Genomic DNA, 23,939 nt, shown 5'->3' with positions numbered 1-23,939 from the left:
GGGCTGCCCCTACCAGGACCAGACGTTCTGGATTTGGAAAACCACGGCCGTCTGGCCCCTGCGGCCGTTGACGGGATTCTTGACGAGCTGAATGTCAGGCTGGAGCGTCATGGTGGGCGTCACCTGGGCCACATAGGTTAGTTCAATGCCGTATTCATTCTTGTTCACGTACGGGCCGTTCTTTTTGGCGCCCTGCTGCCAGAGGAAGCCCAGGCCCAGGTAGCCGTCATTGGAGGCGCCTTTTCCGCGGAAGGGGGAGAGGAGCACCAGCCCCGTGGTGGCCGCGCAGCGCACGCCGGTCAGCGTGGCGGCGTCATCGCTGGCCCAGCCGCCGCGGAAGAACCAGCCCAGGTGGCTGCTGCGGCCAAGCTGCTGCTGGAAGTTCACGGCCACGCCGCCGCCGTTTTCACTGTTGCTGGTGGTGAAGAAGGGCTGGAGGCGGTACACGCCGGAACCCATGCCGCAGAAGTCCTCCGCCACGTAGCCGAATTCAAGCACGTTCGTCCAGTTGTCCGAGTTCAGGTTCCTGAACGGGTTGTGGTTCTGGGTCATGTTGTTGGCGGCGGTGGCTCCCATCACGTAAAAGGAGGTGGTGGGCTGCCATGCGAAATGGAAGCCCAGGGAGTTGTCCGTCAGGGGCAGCATGGGGTTGTTGCCGAAGACGCTGTTGGTCAGGTTATTGTTGTGTGAGTTGGCGTAGGCGTTGTGGTCCATGTAATTGGTGGTGTCCAGCTGGCCCGCCATCAGCAGGAGCTTGCCGCCCGCTCCCACCCATGCCAGGCTCAGGTTGCTGAGGTGGGGGTCCGGCCCCTGGAAGGAACTGGTGGGATTCTGGAGGGAGCCCAGCGTGGTGGCGGGGCCCTTGCTCCCTTCATTGAAGTCAAAGCCGTTGCCGAAGTCGAACTCGGAGGCCAGGTACAGGCCGCTCCCCGTGGAGTTGTTGCGGAAAATGGTGATATTGGTCAGCAGGGAGCCGTTATAGGAGGGGAAATCCGTCTTTCCGTTCAGGCCGCCGCCCGTCAGGCCCGTGTAGTTGAAGCCGAACTGGGCGGAATAGGTGATGCCGTATCTGGACAGGGCGGTCTTGATCTTCTGCGCCCCGGTGGAAATCATGTCTTCACGGATCCAGGCGTTCGGTTCCGCGCAGGTGTTGCCGAAGACGTAGGAACTGTCCAGATACGGCATCATCTTGAGAGGCTTGGCCGCAAACCATTCAATGCCGGGGGCGGAGGGCCTGGCCTCATGCTGGAGAAGAACGCTGGGCCTGGTGGGAACGCCGGGCGTCCTCTTGGTGATTTGTTCTTCCGGACGCATGCCCTTCAGCAGGCTGGGGCTTATTTCCCTGCCTTCCAGGGTTTTCACGCGCAGGCCGCGTTCCGTGTTCAGGTAGGGAGGCGTGGTCGTCACTACGGGTGCGGGCTGCTGGGCCAGGACGGGATCGCAGGAGGCCACGACGGCGACGGCGCACAAGGAGGGAAGCATGACATGTTTCATATAGACAATCAGACAAGACAGCAGACGGAAGTGTCATAACTCAACTGAAATGCTGACACGAATACCTGTTTTTTCCCGCCTTTCCGCAAAAAGGGAAGACTGCCCCTCCCGCCGCCTCATTCAACCGGGCATGAGCAAGCAGATGCGGTTCTCCGTTTCCTGGCGTCCGTGCCGCCGTATTCCAAACAGCGTGGAGGGGGAGGAAGGAGGAAAGGCAGGCCCCCTGTTCCGTCCCGGATTCCCTTGGTTGGCAGTTGGCCGTGGAAACGCTTCCATAGAAGAACGGGAATGGGAATATGAGAGAAGGAAGGGCGGGCTTTGAAGGCAAAAAGGCTGGTTATAACTGGGGCTCCTGTACGGATTTCAATAGAGAGTGGAGAGTGGAGAGTGGAGAGTGGAGAGTGGAGAGTGGAGAGTGGAGAGTGGAGAGTGGAGAGTGGAGAGTGGAGAGTGGAGAGTGGAGAGTGGAGAGTGGAGAGTGGAGAGTGGAGAGTGGGGGCGCAAAGAAAAAGGCGGAGAAGGCAGAAAAAAAGAGGGCCCTTCCGCGCTGGGGAAGCGGAACGGCCCTTGAAGGTAAAGGGAGGCTTGGGAAAGCCGGAATAGGGGGGTTATTTCACGGCGATCGTCTGTTCGCGGTCGGGGCCCACGCCCACGGTCGTGACGGGGCAGCCGATGAGCTCGCTCATGCGCTTGACGAATTTCCTGGCGTTTTCCGGAATCTCTTCCCAGGAACGGCAGGCGGAGATGTCCTGCATCCAGCCGGGCACCGTTTCATACACGGGCTTGCAGCGTTCCCATTCGTCCACCGTGGCGGGCGGATAGGCCAGGATTTCACCGTCCAGGTCATAGCCTGTGCAGATTTTGATTTCCGGGCACTTGTCGTAGCCGTCCAGGTTGGTCATGGCCATTTCGTCAAAGCCGTTGAACATGGCGGAGAAGCGGAGCAGCACGCCGTCCGCCCAGCCGCAGCGGCGGGGACGGCCCGTAGTGGCGCCGAATTCGCGGCCCATGCTGTGCAGGTGGTTGGAGATTTCTTCATCTTCCGTGACGAAGGGGCCGGAACCCACGCGGGTGGTATAGGCCTTGCACACGCCGATGATGCGGTCAATCTTGTGCGGCGGAACGCCCGTGCCGGTGCAGGCGCCGGCGGAAGAGGTGTTGGAGGAGGTGACGAACGGGTAGGTGCCGAAGTCCACGTCCAGGTAAGCGCCCTGGGCTCCTTCAAAGAGGATGCTCTTTCCGGAGGCCACGGCTTCATGCATGACCGGGATGGTATTGGTGATGTGGGGGCGCAGCACGTCCGCGGCGGCAGTCACTTCCGCCACCATTTTTTCTTCATCCATGGAGGGAAGGCCCATGCGTTCCATTTCCGCGTTCGCCATCTTGATGCGGCGGCGCAGCACTTCGTCAAAAATCCTGGGATCCCTCATGTCCGCCATGCGCACGCCTATGCGGCGGGCCTTGTCCGCGTACGTGGGGCCAATGCCGCGCTTGGTGGTGCCGATGGCTTTTTTGCCGAGGGCGGATTCCTGGGCGGCGTCCATTTCCTTGTGGAAGGGGAGGACCACGTGGGCGCGGTCGGAGATGAGAAGGTTGTCCTTCGTGATGGAGACGCCCTGGCCGCGGAGCTCATTGATTTCCTCCACCAGGCCGATGGGGTCCAGCACCACACCATTACCGATGACGCAAAGCTTGCCCGGCCACAGGATGCCGGAGGGGACAAGGTGAAGGATGTACTTCTTCCCGTTGGCGATTACGGTATGGCCCGCGTTGTTGCCGCCCTGGCCGCGTGCCACCACGTCGGCGGATTCCGTCAGGAAATCGATCATTTTGCCCTTGCCTTCGTCGCCCCATTGGGAGCCGATAATAATGGTATTCATGATAAAAATGGAACTCGGAGACCTTAATGAGATTCCCGCCTTATGGCAAGACAATCTTACAAAGTTGTTAAGTTTTCCTGATAAGATGAGTTTGAAGAAGGGAAACGTTCCGGGGAGCGGAGCGGGGAGGATGAGCGTGGCTGTGCCGGATTCTCCGGGTTCAGGACAGGGAATGAGGCAGGGAAGGCAATGCCGGAGGAGGAAACCGAAAGAATATGCAATCGTAAAAGGAAACGGTGGAAATGCTGATTCACGGTGGTTTTGCGCCTCCGGCGTCCTGGGAGCCGGAAGATTCCCTCCTCTCGCAGGTAAAAGCTTTTCCGGAGCGCAGAGGCGGCTTTTCTTTCAAATACCCGTCGCTCCGCTCCGGCGGAGGCTGCGATGAGGGACGGAGGCCCTCATTTCCAGGGGCGGCCGGACGTGAAAAGAACGATGGAAGTATTTGTTAACCGCATATTTGCGGTTTCCACCCAATACCCAGGGCATCCGTAGGGGGAAACTTTTCCTTCCTGTAAAACCTCCCCGGCAGGTAGCAGGTAAGCCGCCGTTGGAAAAGCACTGGAGAGTGGCCGCACAGACTTTTTAAAGAGGAGGTCAGCGGAAATGCAGGGCGGAGCGGTGCGCTTCCGCGGGGACCAGCGTTTTCCAGATGTCTTCATCCGCGGCGATCATGCGCTGGATGTCCCGCGGCGTGTGGCGCAGCAGGAATTCATTGAAGAAGGGGACGTCAACCACCAGGCCGTTCGCCAGGAAGTGCTGGTACAGGTGCACGTATTGTTCCGGGGCGCGGAAGGTGCGCGCCGTGACGAATTCCCCGGATTTGCGGTTGAGCCAGGGGGAGACGTACAGTCGCGTCTTGTTCTGGAAGGTGCGGCCGAAGGATTCCAGGATGCCGCCGGGGATGTCCTCCGTCCATTTTTCCTTGAACAGTTCGTTCAACAGGCCGATGGAGAGGGCGATGGCGATGGGCTCGTTCGTGTAGCGCGCCAGCAGCTCGGACAGGTTGTCAAAACGGGCCATCTTGGTAATCAGCACGTTCTTGCCCAGGGCTTTCAGGCTGTCCGCGCGGTCCAGGAATTCCAGATGGTCCACGTCCCCGCCGCGGAGCAGGTTGTTCATGGATATTTCACAGATTTCCAGGCAGCGGTCCGCCTGCGTCTCATTGATGTGCGAGAGGAAGCATTTTTTCACCTGCGCCATGACTTCCAGATGCAGGTTGCAGACGGGGTTGAAGCTGCCCCTCATCAGCACGATGGGGCGTTTGTACAGCACGTCCGCCGCCTGGGCCACCTGGCCGTTTGCCAGGAACAGGGTGGCCGGCGTCAGACCGGATTTGACGAGCTGGAGCGCAAAAAGGCGGTTGTCCACCATGGAGAAGCCGTGGCCCTCAAAGCGGACGACGTCTATCTCCACCAGGCGGGGATCCAGATTGTCCACCAGGGATTCAATGAATTCCTCCAGCCGGTCCCTTTTGAAAAAGACGGCGTGCAGGATGTTGACGCCCAGGATGCCCAGGTCCTTCATCTGGCTGTCGTGGTCCGGGTCATTCAGGCGCACGTGGATGATCAGGTCGGACGGTTCCGCCTCCGGCTTCAATTGGAAGCGCACGCCTATCCAGCCGTTCCACGGGCCGTTGTCCCGGTAGCCTTTCACCTTCACCGTATTGCAGAAGGCGAAGAAGCGGGTGTCCTTGCCGCGCTTGGGCCCCAGGCGGTTGACGAGCTGGGTGAATTCGTAATCCAGCATGCCTTTCAGGCGTTCTTCCGAGACGTAGCGCTTGACGGGGCCGTACAGCGTGTCGCTGACGGTCATGTCATAGGCGGAGATGGTCTTGGCCACCGTGCCGGCGGCCCCGGAGGCACGGAAGAACCAGTTGGCCGTTTCCTGGCCGGCGCCTATTTCCGCAAAGGTGCCGTAAATGGTGGTGGCCAGATTGAGTTGGAGGGCTTTGTCCTGTGTTTGCGCTAATGCTTTGGAACTCATGGAAAACGGGAACCGGTTCTGGATTGTCAGTTGGTGGGAAGGAGGTTGCGGGTGGCGTCGCTCATCCATCCGGAATACAGCAGCTTGTCAATAATGACGGACTGGTTGCCGGGCAGGTCCGCCGGGTAGTGAATGAGCACGCAGGCGCGCACGGGGCCGTTGTAAAGGAGCTTGGTCAGTTCCAGCGCCAGCGGGGAATACCTGTCCACGTACGCGTTCAGGCGCTCCCCGTTGGGGAATTCCAGGGAGAAGTTGATGTAGGCGGTATTGCGGTAGCTTTCCGCGGAGGATTCCTCCAGGAAGGGCGGCTGGTAGATGCCGGGCATGCTGAGGGCTATTCTGACGGGGACGGGTTTGGAGGGCTTTTTGGCTTCCAGCTCCGCCGGGAGCATGGGGGAGTAACCCTCCCAGGCTTCCCAGTCCAGCTTCCATTTGCCGGAGTTCCGGTCATACAGGAAGACGGCCGGGCGGACGGTGTTGTCATCCATCAGCACGGATATCTGGAGCAGGTCCCCGTTCTTGGAGCTTTTCCCCGCTTCCTGCGGCAGGTAGTCCTTGTACCGCCCGTAGGAGGCCCAGTGAGCCATTTTGGGGCGCACGGCCTCGGGCTCCATCACGTAGTTGAGCCTTTCTTCGTCTGATTCCGCCATGCAGTAGAGGGCCAGTTCATTCATGGCTGCCGTGATGTGGGCGGAGACGGATTCCACTTCCCGGTCTTCCTCCCTGCGGGGATGGGTCATGAGCCGGTATTGCTGCTCCCTCTGCTCCAGTTCCGCCAGCAGGTCCTTGTTCACGTCCAGGGAGAAGACCGCTTCATGGTCCACAAACCGGTCTGAAATGTTCAGAATCTTGGAGCCTTCCGCTTCCATGTCCTTTCCGCGCAGGAACATGAACACGCCCAGCGAGGCCAGCACCAGGCCGGAGACAAAGAGCCAGATGTGCCAGGTGGGGCGGCGCTCGCTGCGGGCGGCTTCCTGGGCGGTGGGCTGGTATTCCGGCTCTTCATGCGCCAGGGAGGCGCTGCGGGCGGCTGTGATGGCAGGGGCGGCGTCCCCCTTTTCCTTCCGCTTGCGGATTTTGGTAGTGGGTTCCGCAGGGATGGGGATGGAAGGCCTGGTAACGGCAATGCTCCGTTTATCCGTCTTTTTCTGAGGCGTAAGAGATTTGTGGGAAGATGCGGACGGGGAAGCGGAGGGGCTTTCCTCCTGCGCGCCGCCGTGCCGGACGGAGGCTGCTGGTTCAGGCGTCCCTTCCGGGATTTCAGGAGCTTTTTCCGGAGCTTCAGGCATCCGTTCCGGGGCCGTTGCTGGCTCTTCCTCCTGCCGGGTGGCCGTGACGGTGGAATGGCAGACGGGGCATTTCACCTTGTTCCCTATGCAGGAGGGATTGACGGCAAAGGAATTGTTGCATACGTTGCAGCGGCAGGGGACGGCGGCCTGTTCTTCCGTTTCATCCTTGACTTTCTCTTCCTGCCGGGCGGTGACCGGAGCGGCGCAGATGGGGCATTGCACCTGGCTTCCCAGAAAAGACGTTTTCACGGCAAAGGGGTTTCCGCATGACGGGCATGTGCAGGCTACCGTATCCTGGGAGGGGGAGGGCATGGAAGAAAAGGGAGTTACAGGTGGATGAATTCCGGAACGGGGATGGTGATGGGCTTGGGAGCGGGCAGCGTGATGCTCGTGTCCGTATGGTCCGGAGAAACGGGGTCTGCGGAAAGGGCCTGGGCTTCCGGCACGTTTTCACCCGCGCCCAGCAGTTCATAGTTGCGGTTGGCGGGGCCCTGGTTCAGCTCCGTGTGGTAGGGGTCGTCCCCCTGGAGGATGGCCTTGGTGGGCAGGATGGGCGGCAGGGGCAGGATGCGGTTCTGCGCCGTGAAGGGTGAGACGGGGGCGGAGATGTCCTCCCCGTGGAGGTCGCAGAAGGGAAGGCTGGAATCCCCCTTGCGGAGGTATTCAAACATGGTGTGGCGGCGGTATTTCTTGTCCACCGGGTCAATGTCATAGCAACTGTGCGTGGCTCTCTTCCCGGTGGTCAGGCAGATTTCCACCCGTTCCACGCTGGGGGGCGGGGCCAGTTCCCCGGCGGGGAAGAGGCGTTCCGCCTCCGTGACGGCGGCGCCCAGGACGGAGGCGCAGGTGTCCGACGAGAAGGCCCCGTTGTAAATGGGTTTTTTCCCTTCCAGGAAGCCTACCCATATGCCGCAGGTGATGCGGCTGTCATAGCCGAACAGCCAGTTGTCCGCAAAGTCATACGTAGTCCCCGTTTTCACGCCCCCCTTGAAGTCTTTCGGCAGATGCGGGGCCACGCGCTGGGCGGAGCCGTTTTTCAGGGAGGAATTCAGGATGTTGTGGAGCTGGAAGGCCGTGGCGGTGGAGGTGGCCCCCTTCCGCACCTGGGCGTTGTTCCGGGTTTCAATGGCCTGGTTGGATTCCCAGATCAACTGGCCGTCCTCATCCTCTATCCTGTCCAGGTAATAAATATCCTGCGGGCGGGAGCCGCCGTTCGGGATGGCGGTGTAGGCCAGCGTCATTTCCTTCAGGGAGGCGGGTTCCGTGCCCACGAAAATCTTGGGGCGGTAAACGGGGTTTACCTCCGTGCTGCCCGCTTCACGCACGGGCTTGCGGATGCCGAAGTCCGTGAGCTTTTTCACGAAGGGGGATGTGCCCATGTCCATCCCCATGCGCAGGGAGGCGGCAATCTTGGAGGCGGACAGGCCGCGGTGGGCGGTAATCATGCCTTCATAGCGGTTTTTGGAGCTTTCCGCGCCCCATTCCCCCAGGATGCCTTCCGAGCCGCCGATGCCCGTCAGGCGGTTGTCAATGGCGTCGTCCAGAATGCGGGTGACGGGGCTTTTGCCCGTGTCAAAGGCCGTAGCGTACAGGAAGGGCAGGATGGCGGTGCCGGTGGGGCGGGCGCCGTCCTTGATGGCGTCATACTGGCGCTTGGTGTAGTCCCTGCCTCCGTGGTAGGCCAGGACGGCGCCGGACTGGTTGTCCACCACCAGCAGGGCTCCTTCCAGGTAGCGCGGCTTGTCCCCGGAGGCGCCGTGGTAGTCCGCGGCCTTCTGGTGGCGGTAGCCGGGGCGTTTTTCAATGTTTTCCAGGGCCTGTTCCAGGGATTTCCCGGTGGCCTCCTGAAGCTTCCTGTCAAGGGTGGTGTAAATCTTGAGGCCGGCGGCATTCACGCGGTCCTCCCCCAGATAGGCGGTAATCTCTGCGGAAATGCGGTCGTAAATGTGGGAGACGCCGCGTTTCAGCGGCCTGGGGTTGAGCCCCAGGTCCATGGCGGAGAGGCGTTCCGCTTCATCCGGCGTAATGTACTTTTCCCGTGCCATGCGGTTGAGCACATGGTTGCGCCATTTCAGGTTGCTTTCCGGATTATTGAGGGGGGAAAGGCCGTTCGGGTTTTTAATCAGGGCGGCGATGGAGGCGGCCTCCCGCGTAGTGAGGTCCGCAGGTTCCTTGCCGAAGTAGCCCAGAGAGGCGGCGCGGATGCCGTAGAACCCGCTGCCGAAGTAAACGCGGTTCAGGTAAAACTCCAGCACCTGGTCCTTGCTGTACCGTTCCGTAATGCGGCGCGCCAGCGCTATTTCCACGAATTTGCGGCCAAAGCTGCCTTCATTCCTGGCCTTGGCCCGGTTCTTCAGGTCGTACGCGTTTCTGGCAAGCTGCTGGGTGATGGAAGAGGCTCCCTGGTTGGCGTCCCCGCTGTTGTGGATGTATTCCCTGCCTGCCCGCAAAATCCCCAGGAAGTCATAGCCCGGATGCTCCCGGAAGCGGGAGTCCTCCTGGGCGATCAGCGCGTTGACCATGGCGGGCGAAATCTTGTCCAGCGTGACGTAGCTGCGGTTTTCCACATAAATGCGGCCTATTTCCTCCCCGTTCCGGTCGTAAATGATGCTGGGCTTTTCCAGGTCGTTGATGCGTTCCAGGTCAAACTCCGCCGCCCAGTTGTCATAGCGTTTCCAGGCCATCATGAAGCCAAAGTAGCCCACGGCCCCCCCGATGGCGGCCAGAACCAGGCACCACAGCGCCAGCTTCCGGATGAAGCTCCAGAATCGCTTCCTGGGCTTGGCCTTGGGTTGGCGCCTTTTGTTGGCCTGCATGTGCCTGCGCGGAGCTTGTGAACTTAATTCAGCCATGAAGATGAAGCAGGATTTGTCCTGGGAGGAGAAAAAACGTGCAAAAATCCTAGCGGATTCCCGTTTGTTTAGCAATACCGTACACTGTTGGCGAGCGAAAAAAGAAGGCATGCGTCCCGGGAATCTCCCGGAACCCCGCAGGCTACTGAATCATCCTGCGTCCGCAGGACGCGCCGGCTTTAAGGAAAAAGCGCGTCCGTTCCCCGCGCGTTTATATTTTAATGCCGCAAGGGCTTGCGGCGGTCCCGACGGCTAATGGTCCTGCACGGCGTTGAAAATGTTGCCTGCCTTCGTGATGCCGTGTTCCATGGTGTACAGCACGGCGTCCGCCGCCTTTCCCAGCATCACGTCCAGGAGCTCGCGTTCCTCCGGGCGGAATTTGCCCAGCACGTGGCCGATCATCTCCCCTTTGCCGCGTGGCAGGCCGATGCCGAAGCGGAGGCGCGGGAACTCCTGCGTGCCCATGTGGGCGATGAGCGACTTGATGCCGTTGTGGCCGCCTGCGGAGCCTTTTTCCCGCAGTTTCATGACGCCCAGCGGAAAATCCACCTCGTCATGGATGACGAACACGCTGCGCGGGTCCAGCTTGAAGAAGCGCATCATGGGCCCCACGCACAGGCCGGATTCATTCATGAAGGTGGCGGGCTTCACCAGCAGCACGCCGGGGCCGGCCGCCAGCTCGCACTTGCGCTGCCTGTCCGTCTTGAACACGGCGCCCCACCCGGCAGCCAGGCGGTCCACCACCATGAAACCCGCGTTGTGGCGGGTATCTTCATAAGTCCTGCCCGGATTGCCCAGGCCCACGATCATTTTAACGGGTGCGTCCACGATGGAAGAGAAGGAGAAAAAAATGAAAACTGCCGCTTACGGTGGCACGGAAGGCGCGCGGGAAATCCTGCACCCGTTCCGCGGCGCAATCAACCGTTCCGTGAGACAGCCGGGCGCTTATCTGCCCGCTTTCTTCTTCTGCCGCCCCATCAGGAACCCGGTCAGCACGTCTTCCAAGGCGTCCCCGGTCCTGACCAGGCGGTAGTCCGCGTTAATGTCCGTGCAGATGCGGCGCGTTTCCTCCAGGTAGCCGGCCACGATGGCGCGGTACTCGTCCGCGATGAGATCCGGTTCCGTAATCAGGGAGCCGCCGCCCTCCATGTCCACAAAGCGGATGGGGCGGTCAAAGTCAAAATCAATTTCCAGCTGGTCCACCAGATGGAACACGGCCACGTCATGCTTGCGGAAGTGGAGGTGCCGGAGGGCGTTTTTAAGTTCCTCCGTATCCGTGAACAGGTCGGAAAAAATCAGCACCAGGGCACGGCGGCTGACGCGTTCCGCCAGTTCATGCAGGGTCTCCGCCAGCACGGTTTCCCCCTTGGGGTACTGCGTATCCATCTGGCTGATGAGAACGTTCAGGTGGGCAGGGCGGCGGGAGGCGGGGATATGCAGCGTGGCTCCGTCCTTCGTCTGCCGGGAAAAGCTCAGCCCCACGGCGTCCCCCTGCCGGATGGCGATGTAAGCCAGGTTGGCCGCCAGCCTGCACGCGCGCAGGTACTTGGACTCCACCTGCTCCGGGTGGTAATTCATGGAGCCGGAAAGGTCCAGGACGATGTAGGCGCGCAGGTTGGTATCCGCCTCAAACTCCTTGATGTAATACCTGTCAGACCGGGCATACGCCTTCCAGTCCAGCCGGCGCGTATCATCCCCGGAAACGTACTTGCGGTACTCCGCGAACTCCACGGAGGAGCCGCGGTTGGCGCTCCTGTGGCGGCCGGATACGTTCCCCGTCATGCTGTGGCGCGCTTCCAGGGGAAGATTCCCCAGGCGGCTGAGCAGGTCGTGGTTCAGGTACTTCATGGGAGGGCAGGAAAAGGGGATGGATTACGCCGGAACGGTCACACTTCCGCCGCCAGGCGCGCCACGGCCTTGCGGGGCGTGATGCCCTGGGACTCCGCGGCGAAGTTCGTGACCACGCGGTGCATCAGCACGGGCTCCACAATGGCGTCTATGTCCTCCTTGCGGACGATGTAGCTGCCCTGGAGGGCGGCGCGGGTCTTGGCCCCCAGAATGAGGAACTGGACGGCGCGGGGGCCCGCGCCCCAGGCCACGTACTGCTTCACCCATTCCGGAGAAGTCTCCAGGGAGGGGCGGGTGGCGCGCACCAGCTTCACGGCGTACTCGTAAATATGTTCCGGGACGGGCACGCGGCGCACCAGGTCCTGGTAAAAAATGATTTCCTCCCCGGAGAGGACGTGCTTGAGCTCCTCGCTGCGGTTTCCGGTGGTCTCACGGGCGATGCGCATTTCCTCCTCCTCCGTGGGGTAATCCACTTCAATCAGGAACATGAAGCGGTCAAGCTGGGCTTCCGGCAGGGGATAGGTGCCTTCCTGCTCAATGGGGTTCTGGGTGGCGAGCACGAAGAAGGGAGGCAGAAGGGTGAAGGTGCGGCCCATGACGGTGACGCGGCGCTCCTGCATGGCTTCCAGCAGGGCGGACTGGGTCTTGGCGGGGGCGCGGTTGATTTCGTCCGCCAGCACGATGTTGGCGAAGACCGGGCCCTTGATGAACTCAAACTGCCGCTTGCCGCCGGCGGAATCATCCTGGATGATATCCGTGCCGGTGATGTCCGCGGGCATCAGGTCCGGCGTGAACTGGATGCGGTTGAAACTGAGGTCCAGCGTCTTTGCCACGGAGCTGATCAGCAGCGTCTTCGCCAGGCCGGGAACGCCCATCAGGAGCGCGTGCCCGCGGGAGAACAGGGCGATGCTCAGCAGCTCCACGACGCGCTGCTGGCCGATGATGATCTTGCTCAATTCCGCGGAAAGCTCCTTGTAAATGGCGCCGAGCCGGTCAATGGCGGCTACGTCGTCGTCAGGCAGAGATGGGGTGGTGGGTTCCATATTGCATGTACATAACACTTTTCATGCCCTTTTCCATCAAATAATCGCGCCGCATTCATTTTCCCTGCTTGGAATGGGAGGGGAAACGGGGTAAGGAAGGGGCATGCCGAAAATCGCACTCATTCAACTGTCCGCAGACGCCCGGCCCTCCGTGAACAAGGAAAAGACGGAAGCCGCCATCCGGGAGGCCGCCGCCCATGGGGCGCAGATCATCTGCACGCAGGAACTCTTCACCACGGAATACTTTTGCAGGACAGAGGAATGCGACCTTTTCAACCTGGCGGAACCCATTCCCGGAGAACTGACGGAAGCCCACTGCAAGCTGGCCGCTGAACTGGGCGTGGTGATCGTGGCCTCCGGCTTTGAAAAGCGCGCCACCGGGCTGTACCACAACACCGCCTGGGTGGTGGACGCGGACGGAACGTTCCTGGGCATGTACCGCAAGATGCACATTCCGCAGGACCCCGGCTTTGAGGAAAAATTCTACTTCACCCCCGGCGACCTGGGCTACAAGGCGTTTGAGACCAAATTCGGGCGCATCGGCGTGCTCATCTGCTGGGACCAGTGGTACCCGGAAGCCGCGCGCCTGACGGCCATGCAGGGGGCGGAAATCATCTTTTACCCCACGGCCATCGGCTGGCTGCCGGAGGAAAAACCCCTGCTGGGGGAACAGCAGCACTGCGCGTGGGAAACCGTGCAGCGCGGCCACGCCGTGGCGAACGGGTGCTACGTCTGCGCCGTCAACCGCGTGGGGACGGAAGGGGAAAGCGAATTCTGGGGGCAGTCCTTCGTGGCGGACTACTACGGCCAAATCGTCGCCAAGGCCCCCGTCAGCGATGAAGCCATCCTGTACGCGGAGCTGGACCTGGACGCGCTGGAAGACCACCGCCGCATCTGGCCCTTCTTCCGCGACCGCCGCATAGACTCCTACGGCGGCATCACGGAACGGTGGGGAAAGTGAATCTGTAGAAGACCCAGCTCATGTATTCGCGGGAACCCATGGACCGGCAACGGGAGCAGGCCGTGGAAGTGCTTCTTGCCATGGAAGGACAGTGCCGTGAATTAGTCATCGATTGTCGGCAGGGAATGCTGGGAAAGCAGGGGTGCCAGGTAACCGTGTTGAGACGTGAACACATCCTGTCCCTCTTGCAGGAACTGAACCGTCTGTATGATTCCGGAATCCCCAGAAGGGAGCTGAATGATGATAAGGAGGAAGACGACGAGAATTGCTGTTTTTCCTGGATTTATGAATTTGATTTTTTCCTTCAGGAGTCCGGCTTCCTGCTGCATTTCGTCATTGATGCCGCCCTGGATTCCGACGGCGTCATCAAGAAATATTTGACGCTGGAGAGACAGGTGCATCGGGAAGGGGCGTACCTTAAAGTGAGCGAACCCATGGTTCTTGACCCTGACGCATTGGTGCAATTGAAAAGAAAAGTCGCGGCTATCATGACTGTTCCTCCCAATACGGAGCGTTTTTTGGACTGGAAGGATATCTACCCTGGATTGGATGAGTGACGTTCCCCTCTGGAAACGCCGCTCCCGGAGGAACGGCGTTGAGGTAAGAAAAAGAGTTTCCGCTTAGTCGCAGATGACGGCAATCTTGATGCCCTTCATCTGGACGTTCGTTTCCAGGGCTTCCGTGATTTCATCCAGCTTGAAGCGGTGGGAAATCAGCTTGGTCAGCGGCAGTCCGATGCCGTAGGCGCGCTTCAGGAAGTCGAACGTGGTCGGGTAATCCTGCGGGGAATACACCCAGGAGCCCACGGCGGTCACTTCCTTGTTGCAGAGGTCGTAATGGTGGTTGATGACGCTTTCCCCGCCGTCCATGAAAAAGCCCACTTCACACAGGCCGCCGCCGCGCTTCACGAACTTCCAGGCGTTTGCCCCGGCCTTGCCTACGCCCGTGCACTGGAAGACGAAATCCGCCAGGCGGCCGCCGTTATCTTTCTTCACCGCGTCAAGGAGGCCGTCCAGGTCCGCGTAATGCGTGAAATTATACGTGCGCGCGGCGCCCATTTCCTTAGCCAGTTCCAGGCGGGAATCATTGCCGTCCACGGCGATGATGGTTTCAATGCCCAGCGTGCGCAGCGCGGCGATCTGGAGCAGGCCGATAGGGCCGCAGCCCTGCACGAGCACCACGGAATTGAACTTGAGCAGTCCGGTGGACTTGGCGCGTTCCAGGGAATGGACCACCACGGCGGCGGGCTCCACCAGAATGCGCTGGTCCAGCGTCATGCCGGAAACGTTGAAAAACGTGGAACCCTTGCGGATGACCAGGTACTCCCCGAAGTAGCCGTTCAAATGCACGTCGTCGTCAGGCATCAGGCCGTACACGCCCACGTTCTCGCACAGGTTGGTGCGGGCCGGGGTATTCAGGCAGGCGTCACAGGTGCCGCAGGGGATGATGCAGGTGACGATCTTGTCCCCCAGGGCCAGGGGATTGCCCGCCGTGTCCTTCGTGATATTCCTGCCCATGGCGACGATTTCCCCGGTGCCTTCATGGCCCAGCACCACGGGGCAGAGGCCGAAGGGGTCCCGGTTGTACTCGTGGCCGTCCGTGCCGCAAACGCCGCAGGCTTCCACCTTGATCAGCATTTCATCATCCCCGATGGCGGGAATGGGGTATTCACGGATTTCAAATGTCTTGGGAGCTGTCAGGACAGCGGCGCGTGCGGTTTGTTGCATAGTGCTCCTACACTACCCTTTGCCGTTTGAACTCTTCAAGAACAAATAAAAATGAAAGGGAATTAACTTGCTGAAAACGGAGAAAAATTCCCCTTTTGCCCCTTCTTGCAATACTCCCGCATCCAGGGAAAACGCATAAAAACAGTGGTTTCCGGAAACTGTTCAGCAAATCTTCCGCTGTCTCTCCAGCTATCATCAAAAAGCCTCCGGGAGCGCTTCATGGCATGCGGCGCTCCCGGCGTGTTTTTCCGCAGTAACCGCGCCGCGCCGGAGTAAAAGGCACGTTATTGCAGGTGCAGTTTTTCCATGAAAGTCCGTTCATTTGGCTTGCGTGGCGGAGGGATGGAGTGCAAGCTGTGCGCGTTATGCTCGACATCCGTGTAATACGAGAAAATCCGGAAGAAGTGAAAGCGCGTTTGAAGCCCCGCAGCGGAGACGCGTGGAAGCTTGTTGATGACGTTCTGGCGTGCGATGAAGCGCGCCGCAATGCCGAGACGGAAAAGCAGGCCTTGCAGTCCGAGCGCAATGCCACCTCCAAGCAGATCGGCATGCTCAAGAAGAAGGGGGAGGACACCTCCTCCATTGAAGCGCGCGTGCGCGAAATCGGGGACCGCATCCGGGAGCTGGACCGCCTGGCGGAAGAGAATTCCGCCCAGCTCACCTCCCTGCTGATGAACATTCCCAACCTGCCGCATCCGGAATGCCCCGTGGGCGCGGATGAAACGGCCAACCCGGAGGTCAAGCTGTGGGGAGAGAAACCCGCCATTGAGAACCCGAAGGACCATGTGGAGCTGGCCGCGAACCTGGGCATGATTTCCTTTGAAGACGGCGCGCGGATCACGGGCTCCGGCTTTGTGGTATACCGTGGGGCGGGCGCGCGCCTGGAACGCGCCCTGATCAACTTCCTGCTGGACACGCAGACCGGGGAGAACGGCTATCAGGAAGTGGGCGTTCCCTTTGTGGTCAAGCGGGAGTGCATGGAAGGCACTGGGCAGCTCCCCAAATTTGAGGAAGACATGTACGGCACGGAAGACCAGCAGATGTTCCTGATTCCCACGGCGGAAGTGCCCGTGACCAACCTGTACCGGGACACCATTTTACAGGAAAGCGAGCTGCCCATCAAGATGGCCGCGTACACGCCCTGCTTCCGCCGGGAAGCCGGGAGCGCCGGACGCATCAACCGCGGCATGATCCGCGTCCACCAATTTGACAAGGTGGAGCTGGTCCAGATTCTGAAGCCGGAAGACTCCTTCCGGGAGCTGGAAGTGCTCCGCAGCCATGCGGAATCCATTCTTCAGAAGCTGGAGCTTCACTACCGCGTGATTGAACTTTGCACGGGCGACCTCGGCTTTTCCTCCGCCAAGACGTATGACATTGAAGTATGGGCTCCGGGCCAGGGGCAGTATCTGGAGGTTTCCTCCTGCTCCTGCTTTACGGACTACCAGGCGCGCCGCATGCGCCTGCGCTACAAGGACGCGGACGGCAAGAACCAGTTCTGCCACACCCTGAACGGTTCCGGCACGGCTCTGCCGCGCCTGTACGTAGCCCTGCTGGAAACCTGCCAGCAGCCGGACGGCTCCATCCGCATTCCGGAAGCGCTCGTGCCGTACTTCGGCGCGGACAGCATCCGCCCGGAACAGGGCTGAACCGGCATTTTCACGTCCCAACCCTGAATCAAGCCCATGCCTGACGAGGGCCCGCTGGAACACTACCTGACTGTTTCCCATGAGCCGGAGCCGGACGTTCCGGAACCGGCTCCGGAACGCAGTCCCGGACCGTGGCGGGAGAGGGGAATCATGCTGGGCCTGGGCTTTCTGCTGGGGTGCATCGGGGCGTATGCGCTGATTTATTCGGAAATGTCCGGCGGCATGCGGACGCTGAAAGAGTCGCTTTCAGAAGAACGCGATGCGAATGCTTCCCTGCAAAAGGAGCGTGCCCATTTGCTGGAAACGCTGGAGCAGATGCGCATGGACAGCCTGCTGACGGAACGTTCCCCCCTTTCCATGACGGGCAATGGCATTCCCGGGACGAGCCGTCGCCCCGTTCCCCAGCCTCCGCCGCTTACGCCGCTGCCTTCCCGCGGACAGGCTCCCCCGGCTCCCGCGCCGGAACCCGGCTCCGTGGAGGACCGCCTGGTCAATCCCGGTCCGGAGGACTGGAAGGAACGCTACCAGTACGCCGCTTTGAAATACAACCGGGTGGTGGAGGATTACAACAGGCTGAGGAAGCTTTACATGAACCTGGTGGGCCAGGGGGGAGCCGCCAGCGGGCTGGTAACGGGAGCCCAGTTTTACAAGGCCCTGCGGAAGGATACGCGGGTGGAGGCGCGCAAGCTGGATGAACGGTACATGAAGGGAGGGCTGCGCGGCAGCGAGCTCCGGGAACTGGAACGCAGCAGGGATGAAATGCGGCACCGGGACTGGTGGCTGAAAAAAATGGCGCGCCAGTTCCAGATAGATTGAACGGGGGGGAGGACATTCCCGTTGTGAGGAATAGTCCGGTGAAGCGGCTGGCTTGATGAAAGGCCGCACGGGGCAGGCAGCGCTCCGGGATTCCATGCAGCCATAAAAAGAGGCTTCCCGGAGAATGGCCTTTCCCGGGAAGCCTTGTATAAATAATAAGGCCAGGAGCATGAAAGCGCCGGGCCTTACTGGAAGTGTGGTGATCAGGAAGAAGCGAATGTTCTTCCCGCAATTTTACCGCTGTTAGCGGCGGTTGCGGCCATAGCCGTTGTTGTCGCGTCTGCCGCCGCCGCCATTGCCACGGTAACCGCCTCCACCGCCGCCGCCTGTGTTGGCCTGCGGTTTGGCTTCATTGACAACCAGGGGGCGACCCTGAAACTCATTTCCGTTCAGGGCGGAAATGGCATCGTTCATGGAATCGGTGGAATCCATGGTGACGAATGCGAAACCTCTGGGCCTTCCGGATTCACGGTCGGTTGGAATGAATACTTCAGTCACTTCGCCATGGGAACCAAACAAATCCCTCAGGTCCTGTTCGGTGGAATTGAAGGACAAATTCCCTACGTACATTTTTGTGTTCATATGATCAAAAGACAAGTGATCTGATTATTCTTAAATGCATTCCCGAAGAGCCGGGATTAGAAGTTAAAATCCGAATACGCAGACACCATTGTCTATAGGACAGAATATCCTCTGGATATTGAAATGCCAAGAATAATATGGCTCATGCCTGATTATTTCAACATCCGGCTTCCATGGATGCCGGGAACCGCAGCCTTTTGAGAAGAAAAATCCCCTCCGTCAGCACAGTTCCGCCGCAATGGCGTCCACGAGCAGTCGGCCGCGGCCTTTCAGGATGAGCCTTTGTTCCGGGGAAATGTCCGCCAGGCCCAGTTCCCGGTATTGTTCCAGCAGGGGGCGGGATTCCGGAAGGATATATTTCAATGGCAGCCCTTCATCCGTCCGGAGCATCAGGGCAATGCGTTCCAGGCGGTAGTCTTCCGCGGTGACGGGTTCCTGTTCGGAGAGGGGGAGGCCGTTTTCCAGCGTGCTGCGTATGTAGGCGTCCGTGTCCCGCGTGTTGGAGTACCGTATGCCGTTGATGGTGCTGACTGCGCCGGGGCCTATGCCCACGTAGTCCTCACCCTTCCAGTACGCCATGTTGTGGGGGGAGCGGCAGCCCTCCCGGGCGTAGTTGGAGGTTTCATAGTGTTGCATGCCTGCCGCTTCCAGCATGTGTTCCGCCAGTTCAAAGTAGGCTGCGTCTTCGTCCGGATCCTGCCTTTTTTCCCCCCGCAGCAGGCTCCGGAAGAATTCCGTGTCTTCCTCATAGGTGAGGTTGTAGGCGGAGACATGGTCCGTTCCGGCACGGACGGCTTCCCTGAGGGTGGCTTCCCAGGTGGAGAGGGTTTGCCCCGGAATGGCGAACATGAGGTCCATGTTGATATGGGGCATTCCCGCGTTTTTCAGCATTTCCACGGAGTGCAGGGCCTGTTCCGGGGTGTGTTCGCGTCCCAGCAGATGCAGAATGCCGGGGTCCAGGGATTGCACGCCCAGGGAGACGCGGTTCATGCCCAGGCTACGCCAGAAGCGCACTTTTTTTTCCGTAAAGGTGGCGGGGTTGGCCTCAAAGGAGAATTCGTCCAGCCTGTCTACGGGCACGAGCCGGTCCAGGGTTTCCATGAGGCGTCCCAGGTGCGTGTCCGAGAGCATGGAAGGCGTTCCCCCCCCAAAGTAGAGCGTGGCCGTTTCCCCCCCGCGGTCCGTGGACAGGGCGGCGGCGCGGGATTCCACCTCCCGCCCCAGCGCACGGATGAAGAGCTTCATGTCCGTGGAGGCCGGCGTGTGCTTGAAGAAGGCGCAGTACGGGCAGATGCGGTGGCAGAAGGGGATGTGGACGTAAAGATGCACGGGGTGCGGCGGGAATCAGCGTCTCCGGCGGCGTCCGGAGGTTCCTTCCCCGTCGCCCTTCTTGTTCTGGGAGAGTTCCAGAATCCTGGCGGAAGAGTCCTTCATCTCCTTCTTGACGCGGGATTTTTCCGTACCGTCGGCCAGGGACATGTAGTTCTTCGTCAGGGCACTGTAGAAGGGGTGAATTTTCGTTTCCTTCTTGTTCTTGGGCTTGTACCTGAACCCGTCCGGGCAGGTGTCCACCATGTTTTTCATCCAGGGGATCAGTTCCTCCTTGGGCAGGGCCAGGCACAGGGCGTCCAGGGAGAAGGACATTTCCTCCTGATCCACGTCCTTGGGAGCGTTCAGGGCATTGTTTTCATCCCGGTAGAAGTTGAGGGCTTTCTTGAAGCCCCTGTCCACGGTCCTCTTGAGCCTGTCCGTGCCCTGGGCCTTGGCATAGGCTATCTGGTAGGCGGCCTGGGGTTCCGGGTAGGAGTTGCGCTTGGACTCGGACTTGAGCCAGGACATGAGGTCCGCCCACTGGAAGGTCTTGTAGTCATGTTCCTGCTTCAGGGCGTTTTCCAGAATCACGGAGCAGAGCACATTGACGTATTCCTTGGCGTGGTTGGCCAGCATTTCCTTGCCGTTTTTGTCCCCGCGGCCTACGGAAGAGACGTATTTGCGCGTTTTCCAGAGCTTTCTGATGCCCATGCCGTCCGGAAGGGCCTCACGTACTTCATCCACCATCTTGGTGGCCCCCATGAGGTCCTGGGGAGCCTGCTTGAAGAGCGTGTACCAGGCTTCCGTGTAGAACGGGTTGGCCTTGAGAACGGTTCTCATGGCGGTCTGCGTGAATTCCCTGGGCAGCGTGCCGGAGGGGTCTTGAGCCTCTTCCGTGGAAGAGTTCGCGCCCGCGAGCTTGTAGATGTTCATGGCGAAGCGGCTGTCGATGAATTTCTCGTAGTCGATGTTCATGGACAGGGCCAGTCCGGACTGGTATTCCGCATTCCCGGTGCGCGGCGCCTTGGAGTCCCGGAAGTACCAGAATCCCGTGGTGGCTTTCAGGGTGTCTACGCTCTGGCCCACGCTCAGCCAGCAGCCGTTGCCGTTGAAGTTGGTGGTCATCAGGTTGCCGTGGCCGGGCTGTCCGGCAGGGGCGGCGGGGATGCCGCGGGCAATCTGGGAGTTGCGGGAGATGAGGGACATGGTGCCGCAAACGCCGCCTTCATGAAGCTTGCGTTCATTGGATTCCCGGGACCATTCCGGATCAGGGTCAAAGCTGAACAGGATGGGCGGCTCCTTGTCGTCATCCATGCGGTAGGGGCCGTACAGCCACAGGCGCGTCGGGCCGCGCTGGCCCATGTAGCGTTCCCACACGCTGTCGCATTCCCGCAGGGGGCGCGTTTCCGAGAGGGCCATCATGGCCGGCCAGGGCGTTCCTTCCAGGGACACGCCGGTCCATTCCACGCGCTTGTGGTCCACGTCCCGCAGCTTGCTGCAGTTTTCATATTTGTCCACCAGGTAGGTGAAGAATTCCACCGGGGTGGGGAACGGGTCCCTCTTGCGCCTCAGCTGGCCGTGGCGGTACAGGTATTCGTGCAGGAAGCCGGCCAGGTTGCCTTCCGTAATGGCGGTGTCCCCTATTTCCGAGACCGTGGGGTATTTGTTGATCCATGCCTGCTTGGGCGTGATTTTCTTGCGGTCCAGGTAGGCTTCCACCTTTTTGTAGCATTCTTCATCCACCGTGCGCGGAGCGTTTCCGTACCAGTTCACAGGGGGCTTGCCGGCGCAGTACAGGTCCGCGGGCGGAGGCATGACGCCGGAGGACCTCAAGCCGTTCAGTTTGCCCAGGGCGTCAATGTAGCGGCCCTGCTGGGTGAGGTCGAAGGCGCCCATGCCGAATTCGCGGCGTCCCACCGCAAAGGCCAGGACGAGCTGGTTGTATTTTTCCGTCATTTCCAGGCCCAGTTCATCAATCATGAAGGCCACATTGGTGGCGACGCTGGGGTCCGGCGGGAAGAACATGGCGAAGACTTCACGGTTGTTCTTAGTGTTTTTCAGCCATTTTTCAAAGTCCGGGGAGAAGGTGCCGCCGCGCTTTTTCACGTAGTCGCGCACGTAGGCTTCCGCGTAAAGGGGGTATTTAGCCAGAAGCTTTTCAGAAAATTTGCCCTTGGAGGCCATGGCTTCCTCCCGCAGCGCCTTTTCCATGGCGATGACTTGCGGGGAGGGGGAAAGATCGGGCGCGACCGGTTCTGGCTCAGGCTCAGGTTCCGGTTCAGGCGCCACGACGATGGGTTCCGGTTCCGGGGCAACCACCACAGGTTCCGGCTTGGGCGGAGCGGGCTTGGGTTTGGGCTTGGGCGGAACCACTACCGGGGGCGCCACGGTTTTGGCGACGGGTTCCTTTTTGTCCTTGAGGATCTGGTAGCCCAGGAAGCCGAAGAGGGCGAGCATTCCGGTAACGATGACCGTGATGACGGGGAAGCCGCCGGAACGCTTTACCTTGGGCAGCGGCGCGCCGGGCGTGACGGCGCCGATTACCGGCTTCCGGAGCTGGGGCTGCTGCGGCTTTTTGGCCGGGCGCAGGGCCTGGGCGTGGGCAACGGCCGGCTGGGGCTGTGCCGGAGCTTGAGCCTGCGGCTGTGCCAGCGGGTAAAGGAAGAGCACGGTACCGAAGCCCCTCAGCTTGCCTTCCGCATTGGCGGAGTACTGGGTTTCAAAGGCTTCCTGCGCCTGGGAGAATTGAGCCCGGTTTTCCGGGGCCGCGGACAATTCCCCGGTAGCCAGGTCACGGGTGACGAGGCCCTGGGGGCAGAATTCACGTATCAGGACGGCCTGGCCTTCCGGGGAGATGGCCTGGTACAGGTTATAATCCGGACCGCTTTCTACAAGCGCCGTGATTCTATAGCCGCCTATGTTGAAATGGGACGGAAGGGCAGGGGTTTGAGGTACTGTCATGACGAATCAAAAGATCAAAGACTCATTTATTTAAGGAGGTCCGGAGCCTTTTGTCAATTCCGGAGTGCGGAAGCTGTGCCATGGCGTCCGCATAGCGCGGGCACCCGTCTGGAAGAAGGGGAAAACCTCGTTTCAAGGAAGCCGGAAGAGGGCCTTTTTCTCCCTGCGAGCAGGGAGCCGCCGGGAAGGGCTAGCGGATGGTGACCTTGGTTCCGAGAGGTGTGTGTTCAAAGAACGTCTTGGCCATGTCTGCCGGGAGACGCACGCAACCGTGGCTGACCGGGTATCCGGTGACAAAGCCCACGTGCATGCCGTAGCCGCCCGTAATCCGCATCCAGTAGGGCATGGGGGCGGGGTCGAAGTAGGTTCCTGCGGGCGCGCCGCCGGCCCTGGCGTTATAGTCCCCGTTGACGACGGCACCGGTGGATTTGCTGCGCAGAACGCCGTACGTGCCGGATTTGTAGTTGGCGTCCTTCTGGATAATCTTGTAGGTTCCCCTGGGCGTGCCGAAGCCTTCCTTGCCGGAGGACATGGGAGAGACGCCCACCAGCGTGGCCCCTACGTAGTAGAAGACTTTCTGCTGCTTGAGGTCAATAATGATGTGCTTTTCCCCCTGAATGCCCGAAGGCAGGTCCCAGTATCCCTGGCCCAGGCGGGCTTCCGGCGGCAGGTCCGTGTTCACGCCGGAGGTGGCGCCCACGCCGGACAGGTAGCTGTCCTGGCTGGACGCGCCCTGGATTTTCCCGGCGATTTTATCAAACAGGGGGGGCCTTCCATATGGATTGCAGGAAACGAGAATGGAACTGATAGAAGCTAATGCCAGTATGCCGGGTTTCATGGGAACGGGAGAATGACAGGCAGGTTATGGAGCCTGTCCGCCCTTTTGTCAAGATTTGCATGCTGTTATCCGTTGCTTATTCCGGGGGTATCTGTTATACACGGCGCAACCACCTCATCCATCCATATCTCCATGAGTGAACAATACGACCTTCTGAAAAGCATTCTTCTGGAAAAATCCGTGCGCACGGGAACCTTTACGCTGGCTTCCGGCAAGGTGTCAGACCTGTATGTGGACTGCCGCATGACCGCCCTGGACCCCGTGGGGGCCACGCTGGTGGGCGCGCTGGGCTGGAAGCTGGTGCAGGAGGAGATTCTGCCCCGTTTCCCGGAGGTGGCGGCCATTGGCGGAATGACCATGGGCGCAGACCCCATTTCCCTGGCCGTCGGCATGACCAGCGCTCTGGAAGGGGCTGAAAAGAAGCTCCAGGTGTTTACCGTGCGCAAGGAGCCGAAGGACCATGGCCGGGGACGCCGCATTGAGGGCAATTTCCAGGCCGGGGATACCGTGGTGGTGGTGGATGACGTCATTACGACGGGCGGCTCCACCCTGAAGGCGATTGACGCCATTGAGGCGGAAGGGGGCAAGGTAGCCGCCGCCCTGGTGCTGCTGGACCGCGAGGAAGGCGGCCGCCAGGCGATTGAGGAACGCGGCATTCCCGTTTATCCCCTGTACACCAGGACGTCCCTGCTGGGCAAATAATTTTTT

Annotated in this window: 18 protein-coding genes; 5 read left to right on the top strand and 13 right to left on the bottom strand. The window is 60.4% G+C overall.

All coding sequences use genetic code 11. The features are described from left to right. Positions 1–9: 9 nt before the first annotated feature. The 8 genes from M8N44_RS05825 to M8N44_RS05790 form a co-directional block, all read right to left on the bottom strand. Positions 10–1,482, bottom strand: coding sequence for a carbohydrate porin (locus M8N44_RS05825; RefSeq protein WP_022397359.1), 1,473 nt, complete (start codon positions 1,480–1,482; stop codon positions 10–12). Positions 1,483–2,102: 620 nt separating this feature from the next. Beyond that, a complete protein-coding gene (locus M8N44_RS05820) occupies positions 2,103–3,374 on the bottom strand; it encodes an adenylosuccinate synthase (protein ID WP_022397358.1) in 1,272 nt (423 codons plus the stop codon). Between the two features lie 594 nt (positions 3,375–3,968). Beyond that, entirely contained in the window at positions 3,969–5,357 is a 1,389-nt protein-coding gene (locus M8N44_RS05815; RefSeq protein ID WP_022397357.1) for a P-loop NTPase family protein, read from the bottom strand. Positions 5,358–5,383: 26 nt separating this feature from the next. Then, a complete protein-coding gene (locus tag M8N44_RS05810) occupies positions 5,384–6,958 on the bottom strand; it encodes a hypothetical protein (RefSeq protein ID WP_102728098.1) in 1,575 nt (524 codons plus the stop codon). Between the two features lie 14 nt (positions 6,959–6,972). Beyond that, on the bottom strand, positions 6,973–9,498 hold the full coding sequence (locus M8N44_RS05805; protein ID WP_180971473.1) for a transglycosylase domain-containing protein: 2,526 nt from the start codon (positions 9,496–9,498) through the stop codon (positions 6,973–6,975). A gap of 252 nt (positions 9,499–9,750) precedes the next feature. Beyond that, positions 9,751–10,326, bottom strand: coding sequence for an aminoacyl-tRNA hydrolase (gene pth, locus M8N44_RS05800; protein WP_102722498.1), 576 nt, complete (start codon positions 10,324–10,326; stop codon positions 9,751–9,753). 117 nt (positions 10,327–10,443) lie between these two features. Beyond that, a complete protein-coding gene (locus tag M8N44_RS05795) occupies positions 10,444–11,346 on the bottom strand; it encodes a DUF58 domain-containing protein (protein WP_102722491.1) in 903 nt (300 codons plus the stop codon). Positions 11,347–11,384: 38 nt separating this feature from the next. Continuing rightward, positions 11,385–12,389, bottom strand: a complete 1,005-nt coding sequence (locus M8N44_RS05790; protein WP_022397351.1) for an AAA family ATPase — start codon at positions 12,387–12,389, stop codon at positions 11,385–11,387. 103 nt (positions 12,390–12,492) lie between these two features. Here M8N44_RS05790 and M8N44_RS05785 point away from each other — a divergent pair, with 103 nt between their 5' ends. Together M8N44_RS05785 and M8N44_RS05780 are read left to right on the top strand one after the other, a co-directional pair. Beyond that, positions 12,493–13,350 carry a carbon-nitrogen hydrolase gene (locus tag M8N44_RS05785; protein WP_102722490.1) on the top strand — a complete coding sequence of 286 codons (858 nt, stop codon included), beginning with the start codon at positions 12,493–12,495 and terminating at the stop codon, positions 13,348–13,350. Between the two features lie 38 nt (positions 13,351–13,388). Further along, complete coding sequence (locus M8N44_RS05780) at positions 13,389–13,907, top strand: hypothetical protein (protein WP_102749256.1); 519 nt, start codon at positions 13,389–13,391, stop codon at positions 13,905–13,907. Between the two features lie 63 nt (positions 13,908–13,970). Here M8N44_RS05780 and M8N44_RS05775 read toward each other — a convergent pair whose 3' ends face one another. Beyond that, positions 13,971–15,077, bottom strand: coding sequence for a zinc-dependent alcohol dehydrogenase (locus tag M8N44_RS05775; protein WP_102722488.1), 1,107 nt, complete (start codon positions 15,075–15,077; stop codon positions 13,971–13,973). Positions 15,078–15,442: 365 nt separating this feature from the next. Here M8N44_RS05775 and serS point away from each other — a divergent pair, with 365 nt between their 5' ends. Together serS and M8N44_RS05765 are read left to right on the top strand one after the other, a co-directional pair. Beyond that, positions 15,443–16,723 carry a serine--tRNA ligase gene (gene serS / locus M8N44_RS05770; protein ID WP_102728100.1) on the top strand — a complete coding sequence of 427 codons (1,281 nt, stop codon included), beginning with the start codon at positions 15,443–15,445 and terminating at the stop codon, positions 16,721–16,723. Positions 16,724–16,759: 36 nt separating this feature from the next. Continuing rightward, positions 16,760–17,539 (top strand): hypothetical protein, encoded by a 780-nt coding sequence (locus M8N44_RS05765; RefSeq protein ID WP_022397344.1) that lies wholly within the window; start codon positions 16,760–16,762, stop codon positions 17,537–17,539. Between the two features lie 243 nt (positions 17,540–17,782). Here M8N44_RS05765 and M8N44_RS05760 read toward each other — a convergent pair whose 3' ends face one another. The 4 genes from M8N44_RS05760 to M8N44_RS05745 form a co-directional block, all read right to left on the bottom strand. Continuing rightward, complete coding sequence (locus M8N44_RS05760) at positions 17,783–18,121, bottom strand: RNA recognition motif domain-containing protein (protein WP_102722486.1); 339 nt, start codon at positions 18,119–18,121, stop codon at positions 17,783–17,785. A gap of 219 nt (positions 18,122–18,340) precedes the next feature. Further along, positions 18,341–19,450: a radical SAM family heme chaperone HemW gene (gene hemW / locus M8N44_RS05755; RefSeq protein WP_102728101.1), complete on the bottom strand. Its 1,110-nt coding sequence runs from the start codon at positions 19,448–19,450 to the stop codon at positions 18,341–18,343. A gap of 15 nt (positions 19,451–19,465) precedes the next feature. Continuing rightward, positions 19,466–22,393: a hypothetical protein gene (locus M8N44_RS05750; protein WP_102728102.1), complete on the bottom strand. Its 2,928-nt coding sequence runs from the start codon at positions 22,391–22,393 to the stop codon at positions 19,466–19,468. A 190-nt stretch (positions 22,394–22,583) separates the two neighbouring features. Next, positions 22,584–23,231: a L,D-transpeptidase gene (locus M8N44_RS05745; protein WP_022397340.1), complete on the bottom strand. Its 648-nt coding sequence runs from the start codon at positions 23,229–23,231 to the stop codon at positions 22,584–22,586. A gap of 132 nt (positions 23,232–23,363) precedes the next feature. On the opposite strand from M8N44_RS05745, the gene pyrE reads away from it, so the two are divergent. After that, positions 23,364–23,933, top strand: a complete 570-nt coding sequence (gene pyrE / locus M8N44_RS05740; protein ID WP_022397339.1) for an orotate phosphoribosyltransferase — start codon at positions 23,364–23,366, stop codon at positions 23,931–23,933. Positions 23,934–23,939: the final 6 nt, after the last annotated feature.

It is taken from the genome of Akkermansia massiliensis (assembly GCF_023516715.1).
GTDB classification, from domain to species: Bacteria; Verrucomicrobiota; Verrucomicrobiia; order Verrucomicrobiales; family Akkermansiaceae; genus Akkermansia; species Akkermansia massiliensis.
Note: the sequence above shows the minus strand (reverse complement) of the source record. Positions and strands in the feature narration are given on the sequence as shown.